The 18,601-nt window shown below is 66.6% G+C and carries 29 protein-coding genes; 27 read left to right on the forward strand and 2 right to left on the reverse strand.

What is annotated here, in order from left to right; translation table 11 throughout:
* Together AC1ROD_RS17055 and AC1ROD_RS17060 are read left to right on the forward strand one after the other, a co-directional pair.
* Positions 1-66 (forward strand): EF-Tu C-terminal domain-related protein (locus AC1ROD_RS17055; RefSeq protein WP_199734358.1); only part of this gene is annotated, 66 nt, incomplete at its 5' end.
* 268 nt (positions 67-334) lie between these two features.
* Complete coding sequence (locus AC1ROD_RS17060) at positions 335-1,963, forward strand: carboxylesterase/lipase family protein (RefSeq protein WP_492949462.1); 1,629 nt, start codon at positions 335-337, stop codon at positions 1,961-1,963.
* Between the two features lie 3 nt (positions 1,964-1,966).
* Here AC1ROD_RS17060 and AC1ROD_RS17065 read toward each other — a convergent pair whose 3' ends face one another.
* On the reverse strand, positions 1,967-3,037 hold the full coding sequence (locus AC1ROD_RS17065) for a L,D-transpeptidase family protein (protein WP_492949463.1): 1,071 nt from the start codon (positions 3,035-3,037) through the stop codon (positions 1,967-1,969).
* 56 nt (positions 3,038-3,093) lie between these two features.
* A complete protein-coding gene (locus AC1ROD_RS17070; protein ID WP_492949464.1) occupies positions 3,094-3,903 on the reverse strand; it encodes an SGNH/GDSL hydrolase family protein in 810 nt (269 codons plus the stop codon).
* Positions 3,904-4,226: 323 nt separating this feature from the next.
* Here AC1ROD_RS17070 and AC1ROD_RS17075 point away from each other — a divergent pair, with 323 nt between their 5' ends.
* The 25 genes from AC1ROD_RS17075 to rplO all read left to right on the forward strand — a co-directional run bounded on the left by AC1ROD_RS17075 (position 4,227) and on the right by rplO (position 18,506).
* Positions 4,227-5,399: a GNAT family N-acetyltransferase gene (locus tag AC1ROD_RS17075; protein WP_492949465.1), complete on the forward strand. Its 1,173-nt coding sequence runs from the start codon at positions 4,227-4,229 to the stop codon at positions 5,397-5,399.
* 8 nt (positions 5,400-5,407) lie between these two features.
* Positions 5,408-6,313 (forward strand): cupin-like domain-containing protein, encoded by a 906-nt coding sequence (locus AC1ROD_RS17080; protein WP_492949466.1) that lies wholly within the window; start codon positions 5,408-5,410, stop codon positions 6,311-6,313.
* A gap of 87 nt (positions 6,314-6,400) precedes the next feature.
* Entirely contained in the window at positions 6,401-7,342 is a 942-nt protein-coding gene (locus AC1ROD_RS17085; protein WP_492949467.1) for a GIN domain-containing protein, read from the forward strand.
* 149 nt (positions 7,343-7,491) lie between these two features.
* Positions 7,492-8,469 (forward strand): hypothetical protein, encoded by a 978-nt coding sequence (locus AC1ROD_RS17090; protein WP_492949468.1) that lies wholly within the window; start codon positions 7,492-7,494, stop codon positions 8,467-8,469.
* A 301-nt stretch (positions 8,470-8,770) separates the two neighbouring features.
* Positions 8,771-9,076, forward strand: a complete 306-nt coding sequence (gene rpsJ / locus AC1ROD_RS17095; protein ID WP_003164367.1) for a 30S ribosomal protein S10 — start codon at positions 8,771-8,773, stop codon at positions 9,074-9,076.
* Between the two features lie 20 nt (positions 9,077-9,096).
* Positions 9,097-9,849 carry a 50S ribosomal protein L3 gene (gene rplC, locus AC1ROD_RS17100; protein WP_207870900.1) on the forward strand — a complete coding sequence of 251 codons (753 nt, stop codon included), beginning with the start codon at positions 9,097-9,099 and terminating at the stop codon, positions 9,847-9,849.
* A complete protein-coding gene (gene rplD / locus AC1ROD_RS17105; RefSeq protein ID WP_492949469.1) occupies positions 9,849-10,517 on the forward strand; it encodes a 50S ribosomal protein L4 in 669 nt (222 codons plus the stop codon). Before rplC ends, rplD begins: the two co-directional genes overlap by 1 nt.
* Complete coding sequence (locus AC1ROD_RS17110; RefSeq protein ID WP_207870902.1) at positions 10,517-10,819, forward strand: 50S ribosomal protein L23; 303 nt, start codon at positions 10,517-10,519, stop codon at positions 10,817-10,819. The genes rplD and AC1ROD_RS17110 overlap by 1 nt, the downstream gene beginning before the upstream one ends.
* 4 nt (positions 10,820-10,823) lie before the next feature.
* Complete coding sequence (rplB, locus tag AC1ROD_RS17115) at positions 10,824-11,657, forward strand: 50S ribosomal protein L2 (RefSeq protein ID WP_492949470.1); 834 nt, start codon at positions 10,824-10,826, stop codon at positions 11,655-11,657.
* A gap of 2 nt (positions 11,658-11,659) precedes the next feature.
* A complete protein-coding gene (gene rpsS, locus AC1ROD_RS17120; protein WP_013268924.1) occupies positions 11,660-11,938 on the forward strand; it encodes a 30S ribosomal protein S19 in 279 nt (92 codons plus the stop codon).
* Between the two features lies 1 nt (position 11,939).
* Positions 11,940-12,320, forward strand: coding sequence for a 50S ribosomal protein L22 (rplV, locus tag AC1ROD_RS17125; protein ID WP_207870904.1), 381 nt, complete (start codon positions 11,940-11,942; stop codon positions 12,318-12,320).
* A complete protein-coding gene (gene rpsC / locus AC1ROD_RS17130; RefSeq protein ID WP_492949471.1) occupies positions 12,320-13,069 on the forward strand; it encodes a 30S ribosomal protein S3 in 750 nt (249 codons plus the stop codon). Before rplV ends, rpsC begins: the two co-directional genes overlap by 1 nt.
* 5 nt (positions 13,070-13,074) lie before the next feature.
* Positions 13,075-13,515: a 50S ribosomal protein L16 gene (gene rplP / locus AC1ROD_RS17135; RefSeq protein ID WP_207870906.1), complete on the forward strand. Its 441-nt coding sequence runs from the start codon at positions 13,075-13,077 to the stop codon at positions 13,513-13,515.
* Positions 13,515-13,712 carry a 50S ribosomal protein L29 gene (gene rpmC / locus AC1ROD_RS17140; protein ID WP_207870907.1) on the forward strand — a complete coding sequence of 66 codons (198 nt, stop codon included), beginning with the start codon at positions 13,515-13,517 and terminating at the stop codon, positions 13,710-13,712. The genes rplP and rpmC overlap by 1 nt, the downstream gene beginning before the upstream one ends.
* Positions 13,713-13,721: 9 nt before the next feature.
* Complete coding sequence (gene rpsQ, locus AC1ROD_RS17145; protein WP_207870908.1) at positions 13,722-13,973, forward strand: 30S ribosomal protein S17; 252 nt, start codon at positions 13,722-13,724, stop codon at positions 13,971-13,973.
* A gap of 18 nt (positions 13,974-13,991) precedes the next feature.
* On the forward strand, positions 13,992-14,360 hold the full coding sequence (gene rplN / locus AC1ROD_RS17150; RefSeq protein WP_492033624.1) for a 50S ribosomal protein L14: 369 nt from the start codon (positions 13,992-13,994) through the stop codon (positions 14,358-14,360).
* Between the two features lie 2 nt (positions 14,361-14,362).
* Positions 14,363-14,671, forward strand: a complete 309-nt coding sequence (gene rplX / locus AC1ROD_RS17155; RefSeq protein ID WP_492949472.1) for a 50S ribosomal protein L24 — start codon at positions 14,363-14,365, stop codon at positions 14,669-14,671.
* Positions 14,671-15,231, forward strand: coding sequence for a 50S ribosomal protein L5 (gene rplE, locus AC1ROD_RS17160; protein ID WP_492949473.1), 561 nt, complete (start codon positions 14,671-14,673; stop codon positions 15,229-15,231). Before rplX ends, rplE begins: the two co-directional genes overlap by 1 nt.
* Before the next feature lie 19 nt (positions 15,232-15,250).
* Positions 15,251-15,556 carry a 30S ribosomal protein S14 gene (gene rpsN / locus AC1ROD_RS17165; RefSeq protein WP_183213197.1) on the forward strand — a complete coding sequence of 102 codons (306 nt, stop codon included), beginning with the start codon at positions 15,251-15,253 and terminating at the stop codon, positions 15,554-15,556.
* A gap of 14 nt (positions 15,557-15,570) precedes the next feature.
* Entirely contained in the window at positions 15,571-15,969 is a 399-nt protein-coding gene (rpsH, locus tag AC1ROD_RS17170; RefSeq protein WP_207870911.1) for a 30S ribosomal protein S8, read from the forward strand.
* 1 nt (position 15,970) lies between these two features.
* Positions 15,971-16,504 (forward strand): 50S ribosomal protein L6, encoded by a 534-nt coding sequence (rplF, locus tag AC1ROD_RS17175; protein WP_492949474.1) that lies wholly within the window; start codon positions 15,971-15,973, stop codon positions 16,502-16,504.
* 3 nt (positions 16,505-16,507) lie between these two features.
* Complete coding sequence (gene rplR, locus AC1ROD_RS17180; RefSeq protein ID WP_207870913.1) at positions 16,508-16,864, forward strand: 50S ribosomal protein L18; 357 nt, start codon at positions 16,508-16,510, stop codon at positions 16,862-16,864.
* Between the two features lie 12 nt (positions 16,865-16,876).
* Entirely contained in the window at positions 16,877-17,503 is a 627-nt protein-coding gene (gene rpsE, locus AC1ROD_RS17185; RefSeq protein WP_492949475.1) for a 30S ribosomal protein S5, read from the forward strand.
* Positions 17,504-17,506: 3 nt separating this feature from the next.
* Positions 17,507-17,695, forward strand: coding sequence for a 50S ribosomal protein L30 (rpmD, locus tag AC1ROD_RS17190; RefSeq protein ID WP_428149009.1), 189 nt, complete (start codon positions 17,507-17,509; stop codon positions 17,693-17,695).
* 217 nt (positions 17,696-17,912) lie between these two features.
* Entirely contained in the window at positions 17,913-18,506 is a 594-nt protein-coding gene (gene rplO / locus AC1ROD_RS17195) for a 50S ribosomal protein L15 (RefSeq protein ID WP_492949476.1), read from the forward strand.
* The last annotated feature ends 95 nt before the right edge of the window (positions 18,507-18,601 follow it).

The following is an 18,601-nucleotide window of genomic DNA, read 5'->3' on the forward strand; positions in this document are numbered from 1 at the left end:
CGCTTCGCCATCCGTGAAGGCGGCCGCACCGTCGGCGCCGGCGTCGTCGCCAAGATCATCGCCTAAAAGATACAAGATACAGTAGCTTACAGAGCGGCCCCGGAGAGCAATCTCCGGGGTCGTTTTGCTTTCTGGGCCCCTCTCCCAAAGGGAGAGGGAGGGACCCGCGAGCAAAGCGAGTGGGAGGGTGAGGGGTTCTGCCCTCACCGGTGAGCGACATTACCCCTCACCCTTTTGCGCAAGGACGACGGCTTCGCCGCCGTGCGCTCAAGCCCTCTCCCTGTGGGAGAGGGAAGATGGCAACCTTCACCATTCATTGGGCGTTGGGAGCCGGATGATTCACCACGCTCGCGCCGTCCTCTCCATCCTGTTCGGCGCCCTGTTGCTGGCCGGGTGCGCCCTGCATCCGGGGGCGGTGGATCGGGTCAGGCTGGCGTCGGATCTGACCCGGCCCGTGGTCGCGACCCCGGCGGGCGATCTCAGAGGCATCGACGGCGACGGCGTCCGGGCCTTCCTCGGCGTGCCCTATGCCGCGCCGCCAGTCGGGGATCTGCGCTGGCGGGCGCCGCAGCCGGTCGCGGCCTGGCAGGGCGTGCGAGACGCCTCGCGCATCGGATCGGACTGCACCCAGGCGCTGGGCCGACGCGCCGTGCTCGGCGGCGGGGGCGGGGTCGTCTTCGGCAGCGAGGACTGCCTCACCCTCAACATCTATGCGCCGGCGGGAGAGCCTGCGACGCCGCGTCCGGTGATGGTTTATTTGCACGGCGGAGCCTTCACCATCGGGGCGGGCGCCAACTACGACCCCGGCCTGCTGGCGGTCGAGCAGGACCGGGTGGTGGTGACCCTGAACTTCCGCCTCGGCGCCCTGGGCTGGCTCGCCCATCCGGACTTTGCCAGGGACGGCGATGGGGTGGGCGGCAACTGGGGGCTGATGGACCAGCAGGCGGCCCTGCGCTGGGTCCACGCCAATATCGCAGCCTTCGGCGGCGATCCCGGCGACGTCACCCTGTTCGGAGAAAGCTCGGGCGCCTGGAGCGCCTGCTACCTGATGTCGGCGCCGTCGTCCCAGGGTCTGTGGAGTCGGGTCATCCTGCAGAGCGGGCCATGCCTTGAACCCTCATCCCTGAATGATGCGGCGACGGCGGCCCAGGCCGGGCCGGGCTTCGCCGAGTTGCTGGGTTGCGATGGGCCGGACGCCGTTGCCTGCCTGCGATCGAAGTCGAAGGGGGCGATCGCAAAGACACGTTCCGTGCGCAGCGGCCTGAACGGGCCCGGATCCTGGGGGCCGGTCTATGGCGACGCCCTGGTCCCGCACAGCCCGGCGGAAGCTTTCGCCTCGGGCGACTTCATCCGCACCCCGGTGATCGTGGGCACGAACGCCGACGAGGGCCGGCTGTTCGCGGTCGAGGTCAGGGACATGGCCCGCTACGACGACGAGACCCGCTGGATGTACGGCGACGAGGGGACGCGGGTCCTGGCCCACTATCCGGTCGGCGAGGACGGTCCCGGCCTGACCATGGCGCGCAGCTTCACCGACCAGAGGTTCGCCTGTCCGTCCGACGCCCTGCGCCGGGTGCTGGCCCGGCATGTGCCCGTCTACGGCTATGAGTTCGCCGATCCGAACCCGCCCATCGTCGTGCCCCGCTTCCTGCTGCCCTACGACATGGGCGCCTATCACGCCTCGGAGATGACCTATGTTTTCGGCCGGCCGTGGGCTTTCGCCAGTCCCTCGAAATTCACGCCGGAACAGGCGGCGCTGGCGCGGCGGATGCGCGACGCCTGGGCGGGGTTTGGCCATGACCCGGCGTTCGAGGCCGGCTGGCCGCGCGTCAATGAACGTGGAACGCCGCTGAAGGCTTTCGACCCGGCGGGCGACCGGGCGGATGACGGCTTCTTCGTCCGCCACCAGTGCGCGATGTGGGACGGCTCGGACTTCGGCGCCGTCATCCGGATGGCCCGCTAGCGTCTAGCGGAAGTGGACCATCACGCCCGGCTTGACGGCCTCGGCCAACTCCAGCGCGTCCCAGTTGGTCAGACGGACGCAGCCGTGGCTGGCGGTCTTGCCGATCTTGGTCGGATCGGGCGTGCCGTGGATGCCGTAGCTCGGGCGGTCCAGATCGATCCAGACCGCGCCGACCGGATTGTTCGGACCGGCGGGGACTGTGACCTTCGGACCCTTGCCGAAGTTCAGCTTGGCGGGGTCATAGACATAGTCCGGGGTGCGGGCCACGCCGTTGACCTTCACCTCGCCCGACGGGCTGGGGTTGTCACCGCTGCCGATGGTGGCCGGGTAATAGGCGATCAGCTTGCCCGAGGCGTCATAGGCGCGGATGGCCTTCTCTGCCTTGGACACCTCGATGCGATCGACCGCGGCAAGGGTCGCCTGCCGGACGGACGGGACCATGATCTTCACCCCGGCCGTCTTGAAGTCGACGCCTGGATTCAGGGCCTGAAGCAGGGTCTCGGAGATGTGGAAGCGTTCGGCGATCTTCTCGCGCGCTGTCGAATAGTTCGTTCCAAGCTCGGCCTGGAGCGACAGGTCGTCCGTCGGCGGCGGGCTGAACGGACCGGCGACGTCTTCGGCGCTCAGGACATAGTCGGCCATGACTGGCGCGGAGTCGGTGCTCGCCAGGACCTGGACCATGTCGGCCTCGGTGAAGGTCTCGTCCTCACGGCCGTTGGCCTTGCGCCAGGCCTCGATCGCCTGACGCGTGTTCGAGCCGCGCAGGCCGTCGATCTGGCCGGGCGAGAAGGGGGTGCGGTCCAGAAGGATCTGCAGCCGGATCAGGCCCGCGTCGGGCGGGGTGTCGGCGGCCGGGTCCGGCGTTTCGACGGCCTGGCCCGAAACGGCGGTGTCCGGCAGGGCCTCGGGCGCGGGGATGCCGCCCTCGATCTCGGCCCGGCTCAGCCCCGGCGTCACGCCCGCCGCCGGCGCCTCGACGCGGCTGTTCTGGCGATCAGGCGACCCGCAGGCCGCGAGCCACCCGGCGGCGAGGGGAAGGGCGGCGGAGACGAGGAGCAGCAGACGCAGACGCATGGGGCACTCTTTAATACGGCAAGGCTTGATGAAGGCTTCAGGCGCCGGAGAGTTCCCTATCTCAGGGCTGCGGCCAGACCTTCTGCGGTGATGGCGGCCCAGCACGCATAGCCCTCGTCATTCATATGCAGGTCGTCCGGCCCGATGCCGCCCCGGCTGAGGCGGCCCCAGCCCTGCATGGCCTCGAAGCGGCGCTGCACCGCATAGCCGACCCGGGTGCCCTCCAGGGCGATCAGCCGCGCGGCCTCGCCCAGCTCGCTGTTCTTGCCCCGGAAGTTGACGCCGTTCTCGGGCAGGCGCTGCGGATCGACCAGCAGGACGTCGACATGGGCGGCCGAGAGGATGGCCTCGCCGCGCTGCAGATCGGCGGCGACGTCGTTCCAGGGGCGGGCGCGCAGGATGTCGTTGGTGCCCAGCTGCCAGATGACCAGATCGGGCTGGAAGCGTTCGATCTCGGCTTGCAGCCGGTTGACGGTCTCATGCGCCGTCTCCCCGCCGATGCCCCGGTTCCAGACATTGACCGCGACCTCTGGCATCCGTGCGCGCAGATCGGTCTGCAGCAGGGGGACGAAGCCGAGTTCGGCGCGGCTGGCGCCCACGCCCTCGATGCTGGACGAGCCGATGGCCAGGATGTTGAGCCGGTTCTGGGCCACCGCCGCCTTCGACCGCTTCAGTCCGTCGCCGGCCAGGACCAGGCTGTCGCCGCTGACCGGGCAAGCCGGGGAATCGGCCTCAGGCGCCTGGATCGGGTTCGGGATCACCGGCTCGGTGGCGCGTGGTTGGGTCTGGGCCCGGGCGGCGCCGGCCAGGATCAGCCCCAGGCCGATCCCGGCGGCGGCGGTCAGCAGGACAGTCTTCAGTCTCACCCGTTCTCTTCTCCGGTTGCGGGGTCGGTGGCGGTTTCGCCGGAATTGCTCGAGCCTTCGGCCCCGCGCGGCTCGGTCGCGGGGCGCGGGGGTTCGCCCTCGGGGCCCGGGCGCAGGTTCTCGTTCTCGACAGCTTTGTCTTTGGGGCGGTTGGGGGAGGTCATCGCAGTCTTCCTGATTATCCACGGTCTGGCCGTCTGCGGCAACGCTCGGGGCGAAGGTTCGGCTCCGGACCCGAGCGGCGAAAGGTCTCGTTCACCATCCCGCTAAACCGTCCCGAAACAGCGGTCGGTGCAGGGTGCCGGCTGAAATCGGAGAGCCGCATGACCGGAACCCTTGAGGTCGAGATCATCAGGCCGGAGGCGCTGACCCCGGCAGACGAGACCCTGTGGCGCGCCATGCTGGCGGCCGACCCGGTGCTGGCCAGCCCCTATTTCCGCCCGGAGTTCACCCGCGTGGCCGGGGCGATCAGCCCGGATGCGGCCCTCGCCGTGTTCAAACAGGACGGCGAGACGGTCGGCTTCTTCCCGTATCAGACGCGCGGCGGCACGATCCAGCCGCTGGGCGCGCCGATGAACGACTATCACGGCGTCGTCGCCTTTCCGGGCCAGGCGCCGGATCTGGAGACGGTCGCCCGCCTGCTGGACGCCCCGCGCCTGCGCGTCAGCGCCTGGGTGGGAGAGGCTGAAGCCACCGAAGAGCGCCAGACCCTGATGGTCGCCATGCCCGACGAGGGATACGACGCCTGGTACGCCGAGCGCCGCTCCACCTGGGGCAAATACTTCAAGGACAAGGAACGCGCCCGCCGCAGCCTCGAGGCCGAGCAGGGGCCGATCACGGTCGAGCGCAATCTGCGCGACCCGGACCTGCTGGATCAGCTGATCGCCCTCAAGCGCGACCAGTACAAGCGCACCGGCCGCCACGACATCTTCGATTGCGGCTGGACCGCCGAGCTGCTGCACGCCCTGCTCAAGACCGAAGGCCAGGACGATTTCGGCGCCTCCATGGCCGCCATGTACGCGGGCGGCAGGCTGGTGGCGGTGGAGTATTCCCTGCACGCCGGCGGCCGCTACCATTTCTGGTTCCCGGTCTATGAGCCGTCGCTGGCGCGCTGTTCGCCGGGCATCCTGCTCAGCATGGACACCATGCGGCTGGCCTCGGAGAAGGGCTACCGGGTCTTCGACTTCGGCTTCGGCGGCGAGGGCTACAAGAAGTACTTCTGCAACGCCATGCAGACGGTGCGCGAAGCCGTGGTCATGCGCCCGGGCCTCAGCTCCGGCATCAGCAATGCCGCGGTCGGCCTGCTGAACGCGGCGGGCAAGCGGCGCGGCGACCGGCTGCGCACCAGCGTCCGGCGGCGCTGGGCGGCGATCGAGGCCTGCGAGACCACCTCGATGGACCGGCTCAAGGGCGCGGTCGAGGCGGCCCAGGTGGCGCTCAGCAAGGGCAAGGCCCGCGCGGCCCAGCGTCTGGCCGATCCGGCGGTGAGCGGATGAGAGATCAAGTGACGAAGCGCACCCGCTATCCGGGCCCGATCACCGAGGCGAAGAAGCACCCGCACGATCTGGTCGAGCGCGGCTTCGCGACCGACGAGGCCCTGGCCCAGGTGCTGGACCGCTATCCGGCCGAGCTGTTCGACATCAACCTGTACGACTACGACGCCGAGGGGCAGGTCTCGCTGCGCACCGGCGCGCGCGGCAAGCTGTCGGGCGACAAGCTGCTGGAGGCCATCCAGGCCGGGCGGCTCTGGGTCAATCTGCGCGACGCCCAGAACGGCTGCCCCGACCTCTGGGCCGCGGCCATGGGCGAGTTCAAAAAGATCGAGGCGGCCTATCCGGGGCTGAAGGCCGTGCGCAATGCGGGTCAGCTGATCATCTCCTCGCCGGTGGCGCGGGTGCCCTATCATTTCGATCCGGCCGGGGTGGTGCTGTTCCACCTGCGCGGCCGCAAGCGGATCTTCGTCTATCCGGGCGACGAGGCCCATCTGCCCGAGCGCAATATGGAGCAGGTGGTCGCGCGCCAGACGACCGAGGAACTGCCCTATGTCCGCGCCTTCGAGGCCGACGCCCAGGTCATGGACCTGGAGCCCGGTGAGGCCCTGACCTGGCCGCTGTACGCCCCGCACCGGGTGGAGAACCTCGACAGGTTCTGCGTCAGCCTGTCGATGGACTTCCAGACCTGGCCGTCGCGGTTCCGCAACGGCGCTCTCTATACCAACGCCGTCATGCGCAGCCGGGGCGGTTCGCCGCGCTTCACCGAAGGCATGTCAACGCCGGAACTGGCCGCGCGCTGGGCCGCCTCCCTGGCGCTCAAGAAGGTCGGCGGGCTGAGGAGCAAGCTCGACAGCTTCGAACGCGACTTCGAGCCCGAGGTCGGCGCCGCCGATGGGGCAGGGGCCTTGCGGGCCTAGATTAAATCGAGGTCATGACGTCGAGTTAAAATGACTTGCGGGAACGACGGCGGCATTTTCCGGTCATCGCCGGAGAGGAAACCCGTCATGAATTTCGCAGTCGTCGCCACCGCCGCTTCCATCGCCGTACTCGGCGTCGCCGCCATCGCCGCCCCCGCCTCCGCCAAGGACGGTCCCGAGGTCCGCGTCCGTAACGCCGCCGCCCGCATGGTCGTGATCGTCGAGGACCGTCAGGACGTCGCTGTGGAGATTGAGGGTGGTTCCGCCAACCTGCCGCGCCCGACCGTGACCCGGGTCGGCAATGAAGTCCGCATTGACGGCGAGCTGGGCCGCAACTCCATCCGCAACTGCCGCAGCGGCCCTGAGACGGCGCGTCAGCCTGGCGAGGGGGCCTCGGTCGAGGTGCGCAACCACGGCCGTGTCGACCTGTCGGCCGCGCCGCTGATCGTGGTGCGCACGCCGCGCGACGTCGATGTCTCCACCCAGAACTCGGCCGTGTTTGGCTCGGTCGGCCGCGGCGCGAACCGGATCGAACTGAGCAGCGGCGGCTGCGGAGACTGGACCGTGGCCAACACGACCGGCCACATGGATCTGGGTGTCGGCGGTTCGGGCAACATCCGCGCTGGAACCTCGGCCAGCCTTGAGGCCTCCATCGGTGGCTCGGGCCGGATCAACGCCGGCGCCACCGGTGATCTGGACGCCTCCATCGGCGGCTCGGGCACGGTCATCGTCACCCAGGCCACGGGCCAGGTCGACGCTTCGATCGGCGGCTCGGGCGACATTCGTGTCGGCGGCGGTCAACCGCGCTCGGTCGACGCCTCCATCGGCGGCTCGGGCGACATCGTCATCCAGGGCGACGCCGGCCCGCTGGACGCCTCCATCGCCGGCTCCGGCAATGTCACCGTCACGGGCACGGTCGCCAGCCTCGACGCCAGCCTGGTCGGCGGCGGCGACGTCCGGGTCGGCCGGGTTACCGGCTCGGTCTCCCAGTCGGTCATGGGCGGCGGCCGGGTCCGCATCGGCCAGTAAACGCATCGGTCAGCCGGCTCACACCGCCTGACTGAAGGAAGGCCCGCCGGGGGAGCGCCGGTGGGCCTTTCGTATGTCTGGCCCCTCTCGTTGGCGCACGTCAGGAACGGACACTCGCGCCGGAGACGGGTATTCTGCATCCTCGGTGCATGACCCGGATCCTGCCGCTCGCCGCCGTTCTCGCCGCCTTCGCCCTGCCGACCGTCGCCGCGGCCCAGGCGCCGACGCCGCCCGAGGGCTTCACCTGGCTGGTGCTCAAGGGGCTGAACGATCTGCACGACGATCCCGAAGATCCCACCAACGGCCCGCCGATCGTCACTGAGGTCCCCGAAGGGGTGCTCAAGCCGGTCGACATCAACCATGACGGCCTGACCGACTGGCTGATCGACTGGCCGCAGGACATCTCCGTCTGCGGCACCGGCGGCTGTCTGAAGTCCCTCTATGTCAGCGGCCCCGACGGCTTCACCCGGGCGTTCGACCGTCAGGCGCTGGAGTTCGACATCCGCACCGTCGGCGACGAGGTCCGCGTCGAGGCCATGGTCCACCACGGCGAATGCCCGTCGCAGGAGTTCGCCGGCGACTGGGACTGCCGCTACGCCTGGGCCTGGGACGAGCAGGCGAAGGCCCTGATCCCGCGTCCGACTCTCGAAGGCGTCTCCGTCCTGGACGGCGCCGGCGCCCAGCCGGTCGAACCGATCCTGATCGACGGCCGCACCCTGCCGCCCGCGAATCTGCCCGATGCCCTCACGGCCCTGTGGGATTCGGCCAAGGTGGTCTGCGCCGCCGACTGGGCCGAGACCGGCCAGTACGCCCTGCGCCCGACGATTGGCCGCCTGCCCGATGTGGACGGCGACGGCGTGCCCGACTGGTCCGTCGTCCTGCCCCGCGACTGCGACGCCGCGCCGGAGGGCGGAATCCGCATCTGGCGCGCCGGGCCGGACAATGCCGCGACCCCGATCTATGAAGACGCGACCGCCGCCCGCTTCCGCACCGACGTGTCGACCGCACCCGCCGTCATCTCGGTCAGCCCCGCCTGCGAGCCCGGAAGGGAAGGGGAGGGCGAGTCCTGCCGTTACGTTTCACTGCACTGGAACGCCGCGACGCGCAGACTCGAGCCTTCGGCGTAAAAGCCAGCCGTGACTCGGTTTGCGGGCGTTTCGGCGCTTGACGAAATCGGAATCGAACGTCATAAGCGCCCACTCTTGTTGGACCGGCTGTGCAGAGCAATCTGCAGACGCGGTTCGCAGGAACGACCTGAGTACCCGTTCTTTGTAGCGACTTAGGAATTCAACGGCCTTCGCGGGCGTCCGCGTGGGCCGATCGTTTTTGCGGACGTGCGTACTCTGAAGGCGTTTTCGCCTGAAGGCCTCCGGTCTTTGAAATGGTTCACAGGGACGCAGGTTCGCCTGCTTGGGAAATAAGACCGATATGGATCAAAGCATCCGCATCAGGCTCAAGGCCTTCGATCACCGCGTCCTCGATTTTTCGACGCGCGAAATCGTGAACACGGCCAAGCGCACCGGGGCGACCGTTCGTGGTCCGATCCCGCTGCCGACCCTGATCGAAAAATTCACCGTGAACCGCTCGCCGCACGTCGACAAGAAGTCGCGCGAGCAGTTTGAAATCCGCACGCACAAGCGCGTGCTCGACATCGTCGACCCCACCCCGCAGACCGTGGACGCGCTCATGAAGCTCGACCTGTCCGCCGGCGTGGACGTCGAGATCAAGATTTAATTAGAAAGAGGCGGGATCCGATGCGCACGGGCGTGATCGCCAAGAAGCTGGGCATGACCCGCGTGTTCGCCGAAGACGGCGCGCACGTTCCGGTCACTGTGCTCCAGCTCGACGACTGTCAGGTCGTCGGCCAACGCACTCAGGAGCGGGACGGCTACGTCGCCCTGCAGCTGGGCGCCGGGGCCAAGAAGGCTAAGAACACCAACAAGGCTCAACGCACGACCTTCGCGAAAGCGGAAGTCGAGCCGAAGCACGTCGTCAGCGAGTTCCGCGTGTCGGAAGACGCGCTGATCGAAGTCGGCGCGACCCTGTCGGCGGACCACTTCGTGGCCGGCCAGAAGGTCGACATCCAGGGCGAAACCATCGGTAAGGGCTTCGCCGGCGCCATGAAGCGCTGGAACTTCGGCGGTCTGCGCGCCACCCACGGCGTTTCGCTGTCGCACCGTTCGCACGGTTCGACGGGTAACCGCCAGGACCCGGGCAAGACCTTCAAGGGCAAGAAGATGGCCGGTCACTACGGGACCGAGATCGTCACCACCCAGAACCTGACCGTCGTTCGCGTGGACGCTGAGCGCGGCCTGATCCTGATCAAGGGCGCTGTCCCGGGTCACGAAGGTTCGTGGGTCAAGGTTCGCGACGCGCACAAGAAGCCGTTCGCCGACCTGCCCTTCCCCGGATCGTTCAAGAAGAACGGCGCCGTCGCTGCTGCTCCGGCTGAAACGCCGGCTGAAGAAGCCCCGGCCGTCGAAACGACCGAAGGCGGTGAAGCGTAATGAAACTCTCTGTCATCAAACTCGACGGCAAGGCCGCTGGTGACGTGGAACTGTCGGATGTCGTTTTCGGCATCTCTGACATCCGCGGCGACCTGCTGGCCCGCTACGTCAACTGGCAGCTGGCCAAGCGCCGCGCCGGTACGCACAAGGTTCAGACCCGGAACGAGAATTCTCGCACCGGCAAGAAGATGTACAAGCAAAAGGGCACCGGCGGCGCCCGTCACGGTTCGCGCCGTGCGCCGCAGTTCGTCGGTGGTTCGCGCGCTTTCGGCCCGATCGTTCGCGATCACGGCTTTGATCTTCCCAAGAAGGTCCGCGCCCTGGCCCTGCGTCACGCCCTGTCCTCCAAGGTCAAGGCCGGCGCCCTGGTCGTCGTCGACACCGTCTCGGTGAAGGACGCCAAGACCTCGGCTCTGCGCGAAAACTTCGGCAAGCTGGGCTGGACCAAGACGCTCATCATCGCCGGTCCCGAAGTTGACACCAACTTCGCCCTGGCGTCGCGCAACATCCCGCACATTCACGTCCTGCCGAACGCCGGCCTGAACGTTTATGACATCCTGCGGGCCGACAAGCTGGTTCTGTCGAAGGCCGCTGTGGAAGCCATCGAGGCCTCCTACGCCGACTACAAGCCCTCGCGTCGCGAGCAAGCCGAGAAGGAAGCCGCGTAATGGCCGCCGCTCCCACCGCCAAACACTACGACACGATCCTGTCGCCGATCATCACTGAGAAGGCCACGATCCTGTCCGAGCAGAACAAGGTCGTCTTCCGCGTCGCCGGCACGTCCACCAAGGACGAAATCGCCGCCGCCGTTGAAAGCCTGTTCAAGGTCAACGTCCTCAAGGTCAACACCATGGTGACCAAGGGCAAGACCAAGCGCTTCCGGGGTATCCTCGGTCGTCGCGTCGACATCAAAAAAGCGATCGTGACCCTGGCCGAAGGCCAGTCGATCGACGTCACCACGGGGCTCTGATCAGATGGCCTTGAAGACTTATAATCCGACGTCGCCGGGCCGCCGCGCCCTGGTGCTGATCGACCGCTCGGAGCTCCACAAGGGCCGTCCCGAGAAGTCGCTGACCGAAGGCCTGACCAAGTCGGGCGGACGTGGTCAGGGCGGTCGCATCGCTGTCCGCTTCCGCGGCGGCGGCGCCAAGCGCCTGTATCGCAAGATCGACTTCAAGCGTCGCAAGTTCATGACCGCCACGGTCGAACGCCTGGAATACGATCCGAACCGCACCGCCTTCATCGCCCTCATCACCTATGAGGACGGCGAAAAGGCCTACATCGTCGCGCCGCAACGCCTGAAGGCTGGCGACACGATCGTGGCCGGCGAAAAGACCGACGTGAAGCCGGGCAACGCCATGCCGCTGCGCTCGATCCCGGTGGGTACGATCATCCACTGCGTCGAGATGAAGCCGGGCAAGGGCGCCCAGCTGGCCCGTTCGGCCGGCGCCTACGCCCAGCTGGTCGGCCGCGATCAGGGCTACGCCCAGATCCGTCTCGGCTCGGGCGAGCTGCGCATGGTCCTGGACTCCTGCATGGCCACGGTCGGCGCCGTTTCGAACGCCGATCACATGAACCAGAACCTCGGCAAGGCCGGTCGCGTTCGTCACATGGGCTGGCGTCCGCACGTTCGCGGCGTCGCCATGAACCCGATCGATCACCCGCACGGTGGTGGTGAAGGCCGGACCTCCGGTGGTCGCACCCCCGTCACGCCGTGGGGTAAGGACACCAAGGGCACCCGCACCCGCAAGAACAAGGCGACGGACAAGTACATCATCCGTACCCGCCACGTTAAGAAGGCTCGCTAAAGATGGCTCGTTCCTCCTGGAAAGGCCCGTTCGTCGACGGGTATCTGCTCAAGAAGGCCGACGCCGTTTCGACGTCGGGCCGCAAGGACGTGATCAAGACCTGGTCGCGTCGCTCCACCATCCTGCCGCAGTTCGTGGGCCTTACTTTTGGCGTCCACAACGGTCACAAGCACGTTCCCGTGCACGTGAACGAGGACATGGTCGGCATGAAGCTGGGCGAATTCTCGCCCACCCGTTCGTTCCCCGGCCACGCCGCGGACAAGAAGGCGAAGCGGAAGTAACATGCCCAAGACCAACAACCCCCGCCGCGTCGGCAATACGGAGGCTCGCGCCAAGCTGACGAACGTCCGTATCAGCCCTCAAAAGCTGAACCTCGTCGCTCAGTCCATCCGTGGCCTGCCGGTGCAAAAGGCGCTGAACGAACTCGAGTTCAGCCGCAAGCGCATCTCCGACGACGTCCGCAAGGTCCTGTACTCGGCCGTCTCCAACGCCGAGAACAACCACAACCTCGACATCGACAACCTGGTCGTCGCCGAGGCCTTCGTGGGCAAGAACCTGGTGATGAAGCGTTTCGCGAGCCGCGCTCGTGGTCGCTCCTCGCGCATCCTGAAACCTTTCGCGGAAATCACGATCGTGGTCCGCGAAGCCGGTGAGGCCGCCTGATGGGTCAGAAAATCAATCCGATCGGTTTCCGCCTCGGCGTGAACCGCACCTGGGACAGCCGTTGGTTCGCCGACGGCGTCTCCTACGCCCGCCTGCTGCACCAGGACCTGAAGCTGCGTACGTGGCTCAAGGAACGCCTGAACGCCGCCGGCGTCTCGCGCATCATTATCGAGCGTCCGCACAAGAAGTGCCGCGTGACGATCTACGCCGCCCGTCCGGGTGTCGTGATCGGCAAGAAGGGCGCTGACATCGAGAAGCTCCGCAAGGACATCTCGGCTCGCACCGAAGGCGAAGTTCACCTGAACATCGTCGAAGTCCGCAAGCCGGAAGTCGACGCCCAGCTGATCGCCGAGAACATCGCCCAGCAGCTGGAACGCCGTATCGCGTTCCGCCGCGCGATGAAGCGTTCGATGCAGTCCGCCATGCGCCTCGGCGCCAAGGGCGTCCGCATCAACGTCTCGGGCCGCCTCGGCGGCGCTGAAATCGCTCGTATGGAATGGTACCGCGAAGGCCGCGTGCCGCTGCACACCCTGCGCGCCGACATCGACTATGGCTTCATCGAAGCCAAGACGACCTACGGCATCATCGGTGTGAAGGTCTGGGTCTTCAAGGGTGAGGTGCTCGAGCACGACCCGATGGCCCAGGACAAGCGTTGGGCCGCTGAAGCTGCGGGCCCGTCGTCGAACGAAGGCCGCGAACGCGGTGGTCCCCGCGGTGACCGTGGTCCCCGTCGTGGTCGTGAGGGCTAAGGAACATGCTGCAGCCTAAGAAAACCAAGTACCGGAAGGCCTTCAAGGGCCGTATCCACGGTGCCGCCAAGGGTGGCTTCTCGCTGAACTTCGGGTCCTACGGCCTGAAGACGCTGGAGCCGGAACGCATCACTGCGCGTCAGATCGAAGCGGCCCGCCGCGCGATCACCCGCCAGATGAAGCGTCAGGGCCGCGTCTGGATCCGCGTCTTCCCCGACCTGCCCGTCACGGGCAAGCCCGCCGAAGTCCGTATGGGTAAAGGCAAGGGCGCGGTGGACCACTGGGCGGCGCGCTGCCACCCGGGCCGGATCCTGTTCGAAATCGACGGCGTCGCCGACGATGTGGCGCGTGAAGCGCTGCGTCTGGGCGCCGCCAAGCTGCCGGTCCGCACCAAGGTGGTCACCCGCCTGGACGCCGGTATCGCTCACGTGGAGCACGCCGCCTGATGACCAAGATCGCTGATCTCCGTTCCCAGACGACGGACCAGCTGGGCGACCAGCTGCTGTCCCTCAAGAAGGAACAATTCAACCTGCGCTTCCAGGCGGCCACCGGCCAAATGGAAAAGACTCACCGCGTTGGTGAAGTCCGCAAAGACATCGCTCGCATCTCGACGCTTCTGCGCGAGAAGCGTGCGGCCTCGTAAGGAAACACTATGCCCAAGCGAATTCTCGAAGGCGTGGTCGTGTCCGACAAGGGCGACAAGACCGTCGTCGTCGTCGTCCAACGCACGCTGCTGCACCCGGTCATGAAAAAGATCGTGCGCCTGTCCAAGAAGTACCACGCCCACGACGAAGCGAATGCTTTCAAAGAGGGCGACGTCGCCCGCATCGTCGAGTGCGCCCCCAAGTCCAAGCTGAAGCGCTGGGAAGTCCTGTCCAAGGACACCTCGGCCTCGGCCTCGTAATCAGAAGGATCTGACACTATGATCCAGATGCAAACTAACCTGGATGTGGCCGATAATTCGGGCGCCCGCCGGGTCATGTGCATCAAGGTGCTCGGCGGCGCTAAGCGTCGCTACGCCTCGGTCGGAGACACCATCGTCGCTTCCGTCAAGGAAGCGATCCCGCGCGGTCGCGTGAAGAAGGGCGAGGTCGTTCGGGCCATCGTCGTTCGCACCGCCAAGGACATCCAGCGCAAGGACGGTTCCGTCATTCGCTTCGACAAGTCCGCCGCCGTCATCGTCAACAAGCAAAACGAGCCGGTCGGCACGCGGATCTTTGGCCCGGTTCCCCGCGAACTGCGCGCCAAGAACCACATGAAGATCATCTCGCTGGCCCCGGAGGTCCTGTAACCATGGCCGCCAAGATCAAGAAGGGCGACCGCGTCGTCGTCCTGACCGGCAAGGACAAGGGCCGCACCGGCTCCGTCGCCAAGGTCCTGCCCACCGAGAACCGCGTCCTCGTGACCGGCATCAACATGGTGCAGCGCCACACCCGTCCGACCCAGGGCGACCCCCAGGGCGGTATCAAGAACAAGGAAGCCTCGCTTCACCTGTCGAACGTCGCGGTCGCCGACGCCAACGGCAAGGCGACCCGCGTCGGCTTCCGCGTGGAAGGCGACAAGAAGGTTCGCTTCGCCAAGACCACGGGAGACGTCATCTAATGGCCGACACCAAGTACACCCCGCGCCTCAAGACCGAATACGTCGAGCGCATCAAGGGCGTGATGGCCGAGAAGTTCGGCTACACCAACCCGATGCAAATGCCCAAGCTGGACAAGATCGTCCTCAACATGGGCATCGGCGAAGCCGTCGCTGACTCCAAGAAGGCCAATGCGGCCCTCAAGGATCTGACGATGATCGCCGGTCAGAAGGCCGTCGCCACCAAGGCCCGTAACTCCATCGCCGGCTTCAAGCTGCGCGAAGGCATGGTCATCGGCGGCAAGGTCACCCTCCGCGGCGACCAGATGTATGAGTTCCTGGACCGTCTGATCACGATCGCCCTGCCGCGCGTGAAGGACTTCCGTGGCCTGAAGCCGACGTCGTTCGACGGCCGCGGCAACTACGCCATGGGTCTGAAGGAGCACATCGTGTTCCCGGAAATCAACTACGACCAGATCGACCAGATGTGGGGCATGGACATCATCGTCTGCACCACGGCCAGGACTGACGACGAAGCGCGCGCGCTTCTGACCGAGTTCAAGTTCCCGTTCGTGAAGAACTGAGCGGGAAGGGAAAAGCACAATGGCAAAGAAAAGCGCCGTAAACCGTAACGAAGCCGTCAAGGCCCTGGTTGCGAAGTATGCCGCGAAGCGGGCCGCCCTCAAGGCGACCGCCAACGACGAGAGCCTGCCTCTGGAAGAGCGCTTCGAAGCGCGCCTGAAGCTGGCCGAGCTGCCGCGTAACTCGGCTGCCGTCCGTATCCGCAACCGCTGCGAAGTGACGGGCCGTCCGCGGGCCTTCTATCGCAAGCTCAAGATGAGCCGTATCGCCCTGCGTGAACTCGGCAACCTGGGTCAGATCCCGGGTCTGACCAAGTCCAGCTGGTAAGGGGAGCGACAGACATGATGATCAACGATCCCCTGAGTGACATGATCACTCGCATCCGCAACGCGCACATGCGCAAGCGGTCCAAGGTTCTCACCCCGGCCTCCCGTCTGCGTCAGCGCGTCCTCGACGTGCTGCAGGACGAAGGCTACATCCGCGGCTACTCCCTGGTTCAGAACCCGGGCGAGTTCCCGCAGTTCGAGATCGAGCTCAAGTACTTCGACGGCCAGCCGGTCATCGCCGACATCGCTCGCGTGTCCAAGCCGGGCCGCCGCGTCTACTCGGCCATCGGTGATCTGAAGCCGGTCAAGAACGGCCTGGGCATCTCGATCCTTTCGACTTCGAAGGGCGTCATGTCCGACGCCGCCGCTCGCGACGCCAACGTCGGCGGCGAAGTCCTCTGCAGGGTCTACTAAGATGTCCCGTATCGGAAAACGTCTCATCGCAGTGCCCAAGGGCGTGACTGTCACGCTCAACGGCCAATCCGTCACCGTCAAGGGTCCCAAGGGCGAACGCTCCTGGACCGTCGCCGACGAGATCGAAGTCACCCAGGATGAAGCCGGCCTCTCGCTCGGCCTCAAGGTGGACACCCAGCGCGCTCGCGCGATGTGGGGTCTGTCGCGCACCTTGGTCGACAACATGGTCACCGGCGTCACCGACGGCTTCGAGCGCAAGCTCGAGCTGGTCGGCGTCGGTTACCGCGCCGCCCTGAAGGGCAAGGACCTGTCGCTGCAGCTCGGCTTCTCGCACGAAGTCGACATCGTGGCTCCCGAAGGCGTGACCTTCGTGGTGCCCAAGCAGACCGAAATCAGCATCCAGGGCGCTGACAAGCAAGTCGTCGGCGAACTGGCGGCCAACATTCGCAAGCTGCGTCCGCCGGAGCCCTACAAGGGCAAGGGCGTCCGCTACGCCGGCGAAAAGGTCCGTCGCAAGGAAGGCAAGAAGAAGTAAGTCATGGCTCTTTCTCTGCAACAACAAGCCAAGCGCCGCACCGAACGCAACCGCCGCCGCCTCAAGGCTGTGGCCAACGGTCGCCTGCGCCTGTCGGTCTACCGCTCGGACAAGAACATCTCGGCCCAGATCATCGACGACGCCAACGGCGTCACCGTGGTCGCTGCCTCGTCGCTGGAAGGCGGCAAGGGCGCCAGCGGCTCCAACGTCGAGGCTGCCGCCAAGATCGGCAAGCTGGTCGCTGAACGCGCCATCGAAAAGGGCGTCACCGACGTCGTCTTCGACCGCGGCGGTTACATCTATCACGGACGGGTGAAGGCGCTGGCTGATGCCGCGCGTGAAGCCGGCCTGAACTTCTAAGGGACGCGACAGATGGCGCAACAACCCCAACGTGGCGGACAAGGCGGCGAACGCCGTGGCGACCGTCGCGACAACCGCAACGCTCCTGTCGTCGACGGTCCGGATTCGGACATCGTCGAGAAGCTGGTCCACATCAACCGCGTCGCCGCTACCGTCAAAGGCGGTCGCCGGTTCTCGTTCGCGGCCCTGATGGTGGTCGGCGACGGCAAGGGCCGCGTCGGCTTCGGTCACGGCAAGGCGCGCGAAGTGCCGGAAGCCATCCGCAAGGCGACCGAAGAAGCCAAGAAGACCATGATCCGCGTTCCGCTCCGCGAGAACCGCACCCTGCACCACGACGGTCAAGGCCGTTGGGGCGCCGGCAAGATCATGATGCGCGCTGCCCCTCCCGGGACCGGCGTCATCGCGGGTGGTCCGATGCGCGCCGTCCTCGAAACCCTCGGCGTCCATGACGTCGTGGCCAAGTCGAGCGGTTCGTCGAACCCCTACAACATGATCCGTGCGACGTTCGAGGCCCTCAAGGTCCAGTCGTCGCCGCGTCAGGTCGCTTCGAAGCGTGGCAAGAAGGTCGCTGACCTGATGGGCCGCCGCAACGACGGCGCCTCGGCTCCCGCCGAGACCGCCGAAGCCGTGGAGTCCTAAGTCATGGCCGAGAAGAAAACCGTCACCGTCAAGCAGACCGGTTCGCCGATCCGCCGCAAGAACGACCAGCGCGCCACCCTGGTGGGCCTGGGTCTGAACCGCATGGGCCGCGAGTCCACGCTGGAAGACACCCCCTCGGTTCGTGGGATGATCGCCAAGGTCGCCCACCTGACCGAGATCGTCGAAAAGTAAGACGAACGTCTATCGCCCTTCCCGAAAGGGGAGGGCGGGTCGTCCAGAACGACCGGCAAGGGGCGGCTCCGCAAGAGTCGCCTTTACTGCTGTCCGGGGAGCCGCTATAGCGCGCGACCTTGAGTTTCGGGTCCGGATCCGTCCGGCCCCGCCGTAAAAATCGAAACAGCCGAGTCCGCTGCTGCAGCGGGCGCTAGAACCCGAAAGGATCAGGCACATGAAACTGAACGAAATCCGCGACAACCAGGGCGCCCACAAGAAGCGCATGCGCGTCGGCCGCGGTCCGGGCTCGGGCAAGGGCAAGACCGCCGGTCGCGGCGTCAAGGGTCAGAAGTCGCGTTCGGGCGTCGCCATCGGCGGCTTCGAAGGCGGCCAGATGCCGCTGTACATGCGTATGCCGAAGCGCGGCTTCAACAACGCCAACGCTCTGAAGCTGGCCGAAGTGAACCTGTGGCGCCTGCAAGACGCGATCGACGCCGGCAAGCTGGACGTCAAGGGTGAGATCAAGGGCGACGCCCTGGTTGCCGCCGGCGTCATCCGCCGCGTCAAGGACGGCGTCCGCATCCTGGGCACCGGCGAGATCAAGGCCAAGCTGAACCTGGTCGTCTGGTCGGCCTCGGCCGGCGCGATCAAGGCTATCGAAGCTGCTGGTGGTTCGGTCGTTCAGGAGCGCATCGCTGCTGAAGCCAAGGCCGCCGCGGCCGTCGAGAAGCGCAACGCCGCCAAGGGCAAGGCTCCGGCTCCCAAGGCTCCGCGTGGCGACGCCAACAAGATCTCGGCCCGTACCGCTCGTACGGCTGCCAAGGCCTAACGAATAAAGCTTGAGGGGCGGTCTCGCTAAGAGGCCGCCCTTCGCCTATCTGGACTGTGGCCCCGGATTCTCTCTCGGTCTGGCCGCGTTCTGAT

The sequence above is a fragment of the Brevundimonas sp. GW821-FHT12E07 genome, from assembly GCF_058807035.1.

Coding starts and splice junctions, on each gene's coding strand:
- AC1ROD_RS17065 (WP_492949463.1), bottom strand. CDS start 3,037: ATGCGTCTGCGTCTGCTGCTCCTCGTCTCCGCCGCCCTTCCCCTCGCC.
- rpsQ (WP_207870908.1), top strand. CDS start 13,722: ATGCCCAAGCGAATTCTCGAAGGCGTGGTCGTGTCCGACAAGGGCGAC.
- rpsS (WP_013268924.1), top strand. CDS start 11,660: ATGGCTCGTTCCTCCTGGAAAGGCCCGTTCGTCGACGGGTATCTGCTC.
- AC1ROD_RS17085 (WP_492949467.1), top strand. CDS start 6,401: ATGAATTTCGCAGTCGTCGCCACCGCCGCTTCCATCGCCGTACTCGGC.
- rplP (WP_207870906.1), top strand. CDS start 13,075: ATGCTGCAGCCTAAGAAAACCAAGTACCGGAAGGCCTTCAAGGGCCGT.
- rplF (WP_492949474.1), top strand. CDS start 15,971: ATGTCCCGTATCGGAAAACGTCTCATCGCAGTGCCCAAGGGCGTGACT.
- rplD (WP_492949469.1), top strand. CDS start 9,849: ATGAAACTCTCTGTCATCAAACTCGACGGCAAGGCCGCTGGTGACGTG.
- rpmC (WP_207870907.1), top strand. CDS start 13,515: ATGACCAAGATCGCTGATCTCCGTTCCCAGACGACGGACCAGCTGGGC.
- rpsJ (WP_003164367.1), top strand. CDS start 8,771: ATGGATCAAAGCATCCGCATCAGGCTCAAGGCCTTCGATCACCGCGTC.
- rpsC (WP_492949471.1), top strand. CDS start 12,320: ATGGGTCAGAAAATCAATCCGATCGGTTTCCGCCTCGGCGTGAACCGC.
- rplB (WP_492949470.1), top strand. CDS start 10,824: ATGGCCTTGAAGACTTATAATCCGACGTCGCCGGGCCGCCGCGCCCTG.
- rplO (WP_492949476.1), top strand. CDS start 17,913: ATGAAACTGAACGAAATCCGCGACAACCAGGGCGCCCACAAGAAGCGC.
- AC1ROD_RS17110 (WP_207870902.1), top strand. CDS start 10,517: ATGGCCGCCGCTCCCACCGCCAAACACTACGACACGATCCTGTCGCCG.
- rpsE (WP_492949475.1), top strand. CDS start 16,877: ATGGCGCAACAACCCCAACGTGGCGGACAAGGCGGCGAACGCCGTGGC.
- AC1ROD_RS17075 (WP_492949465.1), top strand. CDS start 4,227: ATGACCGGAACCCTTGAGGTCGAGATCATCAGGCCGGAGGCGCTGACC.
- AC1ROD_RS17060 (WP_492949462.1), top strand. CDS start 335: ATGATTCACCACGCTCGCGCCGTCCTCTCCATCCTGTTCGGCGCCCTG.
- rpsH (WP_207870911.1), top strand. CDS start 15,571: ATGATGATCAACGATCCCCTGAGTGACATGATCACTCGCATCCGCAAC.
- rplE (WP_492949473.1), top strand. CDS start 14,671: ATGGCCGACACCAAGTACACCCCGCGCCTCAAGACCGAATACGTCGAG.
- rplV (WP_207870904.1), top strand. CDS start 11,940: ATGCCCAAGACCAACAACCCCCGCCGCGTCGGCAATACGGAGGCTCGC.
- rplC (WP_207870900.1), top strand. CDS start 9,097: ATGCGCACGGGCGTGATCGCCAAGAAGCTGGGCATGACCCGCGTGTTC.
- rplX (WP_492949472.1), top strand. CDS start 14,363: ATGGCCGCCAAGATCAAGAAGGGCGACCGCGTCGTCGTCCTGACCGGC.
- rplR (WP_207870913.1), top strand. CDS start 16,508: ATGGCTCTTTCTCTGCAACAACAAGCCAAGCGCCGCACCGAACGCAAC.
- rpsN (WP_183213197.1), top strand. CDS start 15,251: ATGGCAAAGAAAAGCGCCGTAAACCGTAACGAAGCCGTCAAGGCCCTG.
- rpmD (WP_428149009.1), top strand. CDS start 17,507: ATGGCCGAGAAGAAAACCGTCACCGTCAAGCAGACCGGTTCGCCGATC.
- rplN (WP_492033624.1), top strand. CDS start 13,992: ATGATCCAGATGCAAACTAACCTGGATGTGGCCGATAATTCGGGCGCC.
- AC1ROD_RS17090 (WP_492949468.1), top strand. CDS start 7,492: ATGACCCGGATCCTGCCGCTCGCCGCCGTTCTCGCCGCCTTCGCCCTG.